Annotated in this window: 4 protein-coding genes; all 4 read right to left on the bottom strand. The window is 74.5% G+C overall.

Annotation, left to right across the window (positions count from 1 at the left end; genetic code table 11):
• Window positions 1-504: 504 nt before the first annotated feature.
• The 4 genes from AB0B39_RS25010 to AB0B39_RS24995 are packed head-to-tail and all read right to left on the bottom strand — an operon-like array spanning window position 505 to window position 8138.
• Window positions 505-1230 (bottom strand): ABC transporter ATP-binding protein, encoded by a 726-nt coding sequence (locus AB0B39_RS25010; RefSeq protein WP_357575594.1) that lies wholly within the window; start codon window positions 1228-1230, stop codon window positions 505-507.
• Window positions 1231-1241: 11 nt separating this feature from the next.
• Window positions 1242-2237: an ABC transporter ATP-binding protein gene (locus AB0B39_RS25005; RefSeq protein WP_234588998.1), complete on the bottom strand. Its 996-nt coding sequence runs from the start codon at window positions 2235-2237 to the stop codon at window positions 1242-1244.
• Window position 2238: 1 nt separating this feature from the next.
• Complete coding sequence (locus AB0B39_RS25000) at window positions 2239-4944, bottom strand: FtsX-like permease family protein (RefSeq protein ID WP_357575539.1); 2706 nt, start codon at window positions 4942-4944, stop codon at window positions 2239-2241.
• Complete coding sequence (locus AB0B39_RS24995; RefSeq protein ID WP_357575538.1) at window positions 4941-8138, bottom strand: ABC transporter permease; 3198 nt, start codon at window positions 8136-8138, stop codon at window positions 4941-4943. The genes AB0B39_RS25000 and AB0B39_RS24995 overlap by 4 nt, the downstream gene beginning before the upstream one ends.
• Between the last annotated feature and the right edge of the window lie 92 nt (window positions 8139-8230).

Raw genomic sequence — 8230 nt, 5'->3', positions numbered from 1 at the left:
GTCCACATCCGGGGCAGCTCGAACGGCCGACGCGCCGACCCCGATACCCAGCCACGCCGGCCCGACGGTCCACATCCGGGGCAGCTCGAACGGCCGACGCGCCGACCCCGATACCCAGCCACGCCGGCCCGACGGTCCACATCCGGGGCAGCTCGAACGGCCAGCGCGCTCACCCCGATACCCAGCCACGTCGGCCCGACGGTCCACATCCGGGGCAGCTCGAACGGCCAGCGCGCTCACCCCGATACCCGGCCGCGTCGGCCGGATGGTCCATATCTGGGGCAGCTCGACAGGATGCGAACAGACCACAGCCGGTTGGCTCTGACCAAGCCCGCGCCGCCCGCGCCCCGCAGCCTGTGACCGCTGACCGCAGACCGCTGACCGCAGATCACCGCCCACCGACCGAAGACCACGGACCGCCGACCGCCGATCACCGACCACCGACCACCGACCACCGACCAGGACACACGGACCACGGACCAGGACCACGGCCGAGGGCGGCGGTCAGCCGTCGACCAGGCGGCCGTCGCGCATGACGAGCACCCGGTCCGCGAGGTCGATCAGGGCCGGGTCGTGTGTGGCCACCAGGGCCGTCATGCCACGGGCGTGCACCACCGCGCGCAGCAGGTCCATGATGGAGCGGCCGGTCTCCGAGTCCAGCTGTCCAGTGGGTTCGTCGGCGATGAGCAGGTCCGGCTCGTTGGCGAGCGCGCGGGCGACCGCCACGCGCTGCTGCTGCCCGCCGGACAGCTCGTACGGGCGCTGCGCCGCGTGCCCGCCCAGCCCCACCAGCTCCAGCAGCACCGCCACGCGCTGCTCCCGCTCCGCGGCCGGCACCTGCGCCAGCCGCAACGGCACGCCCACGTTCTCGGCGGCGGAGAGGATCGGCACCAGCCCGAAGGTCTGGAAGACGAAACCGACGGTGCCCCGGCGCAGCCGCAGCAGCTCGGCCTCCCCGGCCGAGGTCACGTCGTGCCCGGCCACCATGACCTGACCGCTGTCCGGCCGGTCCAGTCCGCCGATGATGTTGAGCAACGTGGTCTTGCCAGCGCCGGAGCGACCCCGGATGGCGACCAGCTCACCGCGGTTGGCGCTGAACGAGACATCGCGTACCGCCTGCACGGCGTGCTCACCGCGACCGAAGGTCCGGCTCACGCCGCTGACCCGCACCACCTCGTCCGCTGGCGTTGCGGAGCTGCCGCTGAACCCGGCCGTTCCGGCCACCACCATGTCCTGAGGGCTCACGCCCGTGCCTCCCGCTCGTCCGAGGCCCGGTCACCGGGCCGTACCTGCACGTGGTCGGGCTCCAGATCGAGCCGGACCCGCTCTTTCAGCGACAGCGCGTCGACGAACGCGGCCGGCAGCTGCATCCGGCCGTTGCGGTCCAGCACCGCGTACTCCTCGCTGACCAGTTCGGTGTTGCCGTCCGCGCCGACGCGCGCGGTCCGGCGTACCTCGGAGGCGGTTCGGCCGTCGCGGATCGCGACGGTCCGGCGGACCTGGGTGGCCACGGCGTGGTCGTGGGTGACGACGACGATGGTCACGCCCAGTTCGGCGTTGATGGTGCGCAGCGCCGCGAAGACCTCCGCGCCGGTGGCCTCGTCCAGTTCACCGGTCGGCTCGTCGGCGAAGAGCACCTCCGGGTCGTTGGCCACGGCCACCGCCACCGCGCACCGCTGCTGCTCGCCGCCGCTGAGCTGGCCCGGCCGGCGGTCCGCGCAGTAGCCCACGCCGACCATGTCGAGCAGCTCCCGGGCCCGTTCCCGGCGGGCCTTGGCGCCCCGCTTGCCGGCCAACTGCATCGGCAACTCGACATTCTCCAGCGCGGTCAGGTACGGCAGCAGGTTGCGACCCGTCTGCTGCCAGACGAACCCGACCAGCTCGCGCCGGTAGCTCAGCCGCCGCTTGGCCGACAGCGAGAGCAGGTCGTAGTCGGCCACCCGGGCGATGCCGGCGGTCGGCGTGTCCAGACCGGAGAGAATGTTGAGCAGGGTCGACTTGCCCGAGCCGGACGCGCCGACGATCGCCACCAGCTCACCCCGGTCGATGACCAGGTCCAGACCCTGCAGGGCGACGACCTCCACCCCCTCGGTCTTGAAGATGCGCACCAGCCCGTCGCAGACGATGTGTCCGCGCAGTCGGTCCTGCCCGCCGGCCCGCTCGGCAGCGCGTTGCGCGGCCCTCTGTTGCAGGGCGGCCAGGTCGGGCACCAGTGACGTCTGTTCGGTAACGGTCATCTCAGCTCTCCTCTCCGAGCCGGAGCACCTCACCGAGGCGCAGCCGGCGGTTGTTCAGGGCCTCGACGGCGACCGCGAAGCCGAGGGCGACCGCCCCGAGTGCGAACACCGCGACGACCAGGCCGGGTTCGAACGCCACCCGGACCGGCACTCCGCCGGTGAACGCGGACAGGCCGAGCACCGGATTGAGCACCAGCGGGAGCACCGCGCCGACCAGCGCGCCGGTCAGCACCGACACGCCGACCAGCGGTGCCAGCTCGACCAGCAGCAGCCCCCGCCACTGCCGGCGGGACAGGCCGAGGGTGCGCAGCCGGGACAGCACCTGCCCCCGGGCCCGCGCGCCGGCCAGCACGGTGAACGCGATGGCCAGCAGTCCGAGCACGGTGCCGCCGGCGGCGCCCGCCACGAACCCGAAGGCCAGCACGCCGTTCGCGCCACCGTCACCGAGGTCCCGTCGTGCGGCCGCTCGGGTGTCGACGGTGACTCCGAGCGGCCGTTCCCGGCCGGTGACCGCACCCTGCTGCTGGTAGCGCAGCTGGCCCTGGTCACCGGCCTGCCGGAGCGCCTCCACATCGAGCCGGTCCCCGGCGACGAGCAGGCTGGTCGGCACGGGCGTGGTGTTCCGCGGCGGCAGCGCCTGCCAGGGCAGGATGACGAACCGGCTGGTGCTCTGCGCCAACAGCGGGAAGCTGTCCTGCGCGCCGGCGACCCGGAACTCGTACCGCTGCCCCTGCACCGACACGAACGCCGAGCGGTCCAGGCCCGCCCGCGACAGGTCGGCGGCGACGGCCGGGGACACGATCGCGGGCAGCGGTCCCGGTTCGGCCCGGGCGGAGCGCAACGCGTCAGGGACCGTCACGTCGACCTCCGCGTCGCCGGCCACCCGGGCCAGTCCGGGACCGTCGATCAGCAGCACCGTCGTCTGTCCGACCCGCGCGTCGGTGCCCACCTCGTCGGTGGCCAGCCGCTCGTCCGGCTCGATCAGGACCGGGGTGGCTGCCTGCACGCCGGGCAGACCGGCCAACGCCTCGACCGTGTCCGGGGCGAAGCGTTCCCCCCGGATCACCGCGTCGGCGGGAACGGTCCGCTCCACGGCCCGGTCGCGGCTGGCGTCGACGCCTGCGGCGACCACCGCGCAGAACGCCGCGGTGCCGATCGCCAGCACCACGACGACCAGTGGCGCGGCGACGGCGGATCGCCCGGCCCGCGCGGTGCCGAGGAATGTCACGCTGCCGCGCGTCCGCGCGGCCAGCCGGCTGACCAACCGCAACGGCCACGGGTACGCGCGCAGCGCGAGCACCGCCGCGGCGACCGCGAGCAGCACCGGCACGGACACCAGCAGCGGGTCCACCTCGCCGAGGGTGAGCCCGCGTCGGCGCAGCAGCACCGCGGCGAGCCCGGCCAGCAGCAGCAGGGAGACCTCGACGGTGAGCCGGCGGGCCGACGGGCGCACCCGGACCAGGTCCCGGCGAGCGGCACCGCCACCCTGCACGGCCAGTGTCGCCAGCGGCAGCGCCAGGGTGACCAGCACGGTCGCCGCCGCGGCGTACCGGGCGGTCGGATCCGGAGCGCCGGGGAACAGGGTGCCGAGCAACCAGCCGGCCACTGCGGCGACCGGCACCACCAGCAGTGACTCGGCCAGACTGCGACGGGCGCCTGCGGTGGCGGCGCCACCACGGGCCCGGATCAACGCGAACTCCGAGCGGCGCCGACGGGTGGCCAGGATGGCCGCGAGCACGATCAGACCGGCCAGGGTGGCCAGCACGCCGGCGCCGATGACGGCGAGCAGGGTACGGGCGGCGTTCAGCTGGGCGGCGAACGCCCGCAGCGGAACGTCGACGCCGATGGTCAACGCGAAGCCCGGCGGAACGTTGCGCTGCATCTCCTGCAGGCCGCCGATCATCTCGTCCAGACCGCGTGCGTCGATCCGGTCGACGCCCAGTCGGTACCGCCACTCGGACTGGATCGGCCAGCCCTCCGTGGCTCGCTTGTTCATGGCGGACTGGGCGATCACGCCGGTGATGGTGAACGGCTGGCCGTCGCCTTGCGGTTCAATGATTCGCAGCAGCTGCGGCAGCCCGTCCCACATCCCGTCCGCGCGGTCGATGGGCCGGAACAGCCCCGACACCACCACCGGTTTCGGGTCGCCGAAGGTACCCGCGAGATCGACGGTGCCGATGCGCAACCGGCTGCCGGCGCGCAGGTTGAGCTTGCGGGCCACGTCGGCGTCCAGCGCGACCTCGATCGGCCGGTCCGGGACGTACGTCTCACTGGGCCAGGTGCCCTCGACGAGGACGCCGGCGTCCTGAATCCCGGGCATGGCCCGCAGACCCAGGTCGACAAGCAGTTTGCGGGCCGCGAGGTCCGGCCCGACCAGGCGGGTCGGGGGGAGGTCCACCCGGTGCCACGACTCGGTGACGGCCGAGCGCACCCGCGGCGGCATCGCCGCGAGCAGGCCGTCGAATTTCTCCTGCGACTCCGCCATCGCCGTCTTCGTCGTGGGAATGGCGGAGTTCGACGTGTACGAGAGGTCCCGGCGGGCGGCGGGCTCATTGGTGAGCTGCGCCCGCAACCCCTGTTCGGCGAGCCGGTTGACGAGTCGGGGCACTCCGCTGACCAGCAGGGTGACCACCAGGGTCAGCACTGCCAGAAGCAGGAACTGCCCGCCGTACGCCCGGACCCGGCGGGCGGCCGCGCCGACGCTCATCGTTCTCCCCCGATTCGCAGCTGCACCGCCGCCACCCGCTGACGGATGCCGGCGGCGATGAACGCGCTGAAGGCGAGCGCCGCCAGCAGCAGGCCGACCGCGGTCAGGCCGATGGGCACCCAGGGCAGCGCGAAGGCCGCCGGGGGCACCGGCCGGCCGGCGGCCGGGGTGAGGATGACCAGTGGAGCCATGGTGGCCCCGACGGTGGCGCCGAGCAGCAGCCCGACCCCGACGCCGATGCCGGCCAGGAAGGTCTGTTCGGCCAGCAACGCCCGGGCCAGCAGCCGGGGTGTCGCGCCGAGGGTGTGCAGCACCGCGAACTCGCCCAGTCGACGTCGGGCCGTGGCCCACACGTCGACCATGAGGCCGACCAGGGCGAGCAGCACCGCCCCGAGTGCCGCGGCGAGCATCCCCGTACGCGACCCACGCCAGTACGGGTCGTCGGCGGCGGCCTCGATCACGGCTCGCCGGTCGAGGACTGTGACGCCTGTCAACTCACCTGTGGCGCGGGCCGCGGCGGCCGGGTCGTCGGCGCCGATCCACCATTCCGGCACCGGCCGGATGGTCCCGCCGGAGCGGATCAGCGCGTCGACCGCCGTGGGCAGGTCGAGCAGCACGCCCTCGCCGGTGGTGGTCGGCACGGAGTCCAGTTCGCCGAGCAGTCGGGCCGGCACGGACGCGCCGGAGAGGGTCAGGGTGAAGGTGTCGCCGGTGCGCAGGCTCAACGCGTCGCGTACCCCGGCGGTCATCAGCACCGGAACGGGTGCGATGTCTCCGGCGGGCACGATGGCGAACCGGGTGGGCGGTTGGTAGGCGAACTGCCCGCCGGGGATCACCTCCACCGGGAAGCTCGCGGCGACCCCCGTCGCGGTGGACCGTGCCACGGCGGGCGCCTGGTTGCCGTCCTGGCGGCCGGTCGTCGTGTTCCATTGCCCGGTCAGTTCGGCGGGTCGCGTGGTGCCGTCCGCGCCGACGAGCGTCAGCCACTCCACCTGGAGCTGGTACGAGTTCCCGGCCGCCGCCCCGCCGTCGGCCTCGAAGCCGGCGAGCCGCAGCCGCGCCGGGCCCACGTCGGGCAACTGCACGGTGAACGGCGCAGGCCGTCCGTCGCTGGTGGCGCTGACCGCCGGCAGCCGGAAGGCGAGCCCGTCGCTGCTGGTGACCAGCAGCGCCACCGCGATCTGCTGTGGCCGGACGGCCTGGCCGACGGGGGTGCGAGCCGTGCCGGTGATCGCACGGGTGCCGACGGGCAGTTCGACGCCGGCGGGGTTGCCACGCGCGGCGACCATCCGTTGGTACTGCGTCGACACCGGCTCGTCGCTGAGCCGGTCGGCGAGCCGGACGACACCGGCCGCGCTGGCCGGGTCGAACCCGATCACGGTCACGGGCAGGTCCCCGCGACCGACCCGTACCTCGTCGCGCCACGCCGGCACCGCCCGGTGCACGCCCGGCAGCGCGGCGAGCTGACCGGCCCGGGACGGCGGGGCGGAGCCGGCCCGCTCGGTGACCCGCAGGTCGGCGCCGACCGTGTGGCCGGCCTGCTCGACCTGGGACCGCTCGCCCGTGCTGACCAGCGACCAGGCCAGGGTGCTCCCGCCGACGGCGAGGGCGAGCAGCAGCACGGGCCCGGCGTGCGGACGCCTGCCGGCCTGCCACATGCCGAACATGGTGGCCGTCCACGGCCGTCGGTCGACGAACCGCTCGGCGAACCGGGTCAGCGGCGGGAGCACCCGCAGCGCCAGCACGGCCCCGGCCAGCACACCGAGGGTCGGGGCGGCCACCAGCAGCGGGTCGAGCCCGAGACGGCCGTTCGAGCCGGCCAGCGGTGAGGCGTACCGGCGCAGTTGCACCCAGGCGAGCACGGCGAGTGCGACAAGCACCAGGTCGACGCTGGCCCGCTGGATGCTCGCCGACCGGTTCGGCCGGGACCGGGCGGCCATGTCGGCCACGTACGTGCCGGCCCCGCGCAGCGTCGGCGCGACCATGGCCACCAGGCATCCGGCGGCGGTCGCCGCGGCAACTGCCCAGACCAGGGTGGCGTTGCCGCCGGCGGCGGACAGTTCCGCCGCCCCGCCGGGCCGGACGAACCGCAGCGCCTCCCCGGCGAGCACCGGCCCGAGCAGGGCGGCCGGCGCCACCACGAGGGTTGCCTCACGAGCGGCCAGGCCCGCGAGTTGGCGCCGAGCAGCGCCCCGGGCGCGCAGCAGTGCGGTCTGTGGACGGCGGTCCTCGTGCAGCAGGGCGGCGACCAGCACCAGCGCGTACCCGCCGAGCACCAGGATGAGCAGCAGCGGAGTGGCCAGCGCGGAGCGTCCCACCAGGTCGGCGCGGGCGATCCGGTCGAGCAGTTGGTCCATCTTCGTCAGCGACTGCGCCGAGCTGCCCAGTTGGGCGGCCTCCGGCACCGCCGTCGAGGCCGCGTTCACGGCGGCCCGCACCGCGGGCAGGTCACCGGCGTCGACGCCGCCGAGGTCCGGTTCGGCCAGCCAGGACGCCGTCACCGAGCCCGGGAAGGCGGTCGCGAAGTCGGCCGGGTCCAGCGCGAACGGCCCGTACGAGGTGGCCGACCCGGCGCTGCCCACACCCACGCCGGGGGCCAGCAGCCAGTACGCCTCGGCCGGGTCGCGGGGCCGCCAGGTCCCGGCGAGCACCACCTCGCTGGCCTTCTCGGTGGAGCGGTCCCGCAGCGGGATCCGCTCGCCGGTGGTGAGGCCGAGTGTCGTGGCGACCCGTTCCGGCAGGCTCACCTGGACGGGTTTCGCTCCGGGACGCGGCCACGCTCCGCTGGCCAGTTCGGCGTGCGCGGCCAGGTCGTCGAGGGTGGCCAGGTTCGCGAAGATCGGCTCGTCGCCTGTGCGCGGCACCGAGCCGAGGTCGCCGGTCAACTCCCGGCCGGTGCCGTACCGGGCCCCGGCGACGGTGACCGGGACCCCGGCGAGCCCGGCGGCGAACTGGGCCCGTGCCGCCTGGTCGCGGGTGGCGAACTCGGCGGCGTCACGGCCGCCGGCGCCGCTGATGAGCAGGCCGCGTTCCTCGGCCGGCGACGCGGCGACCAGCGCCCGCTGCCCGGCGTCCACCGCCCGGCGGTTGTAGTCGGACAGACCGGTGACCAACGCTACGGCCACCAGGGCGGCGATCACCGCGGCAACCAGCAGACCCCGCGCCTCGCGGGCCCGCCTCCACACCAGCTTCATCCGACGCCTCCCCTGGCCCTGGCGGGCCGACGACCTTCAAGACAGGTCACCTACGGGGAAAGGTTCGCGCCCGTTACATGATCGTTATTACG

Source organism: Micromonospora sp. NPDC049114 (assembly GCF_040648635.1).
Classification (GTDB): Bacteria; Actinomycetota; Actinomycetes; order Mycobacteriales; family Micromonosporaceae; genus Micromonospora.
Note: the sequence above shows the minus strand (reverse complement) of the source record. Positions and strands in the feature narration are given on the sequence as shown.

What these genes read in the sequence shown, in the direction of transcription:
- AB0B39_RS25000 (WP_357575539.1), bottom strand. Translation starts at nt 4,944, where the DNA reads ATGAGCGTCGGCGCGGCCGCCCGCCGGGTCCGGGCGTACGGCGGGCAG.
- AB0B39_RS25005 (WP_234588998.1), bottom strand. Translation starts at nt 2,237, where the DNA reads ATGACCGTTACCGAACAGACGTCACTGGTGCCCGACCTGGCCGCCCTG.
- AB0B39_RS25010 (WP_357575594.1), bottom strand. Translation starts at nt 1,230, where the DNA reads ATGGTGGTGGCCGGAACGGCCGGGTTCAGCGGCAGCTCCGCAACGCCA.
- AB0B39_RS24995 (WP_357575538.1), bottom strand. Translation starts at nt 8,138, where the DNA reads ATGAAGCTGGTGTGGAGGCGGGCCCGCGAGGCGCGGGGTCTGCTGGTT.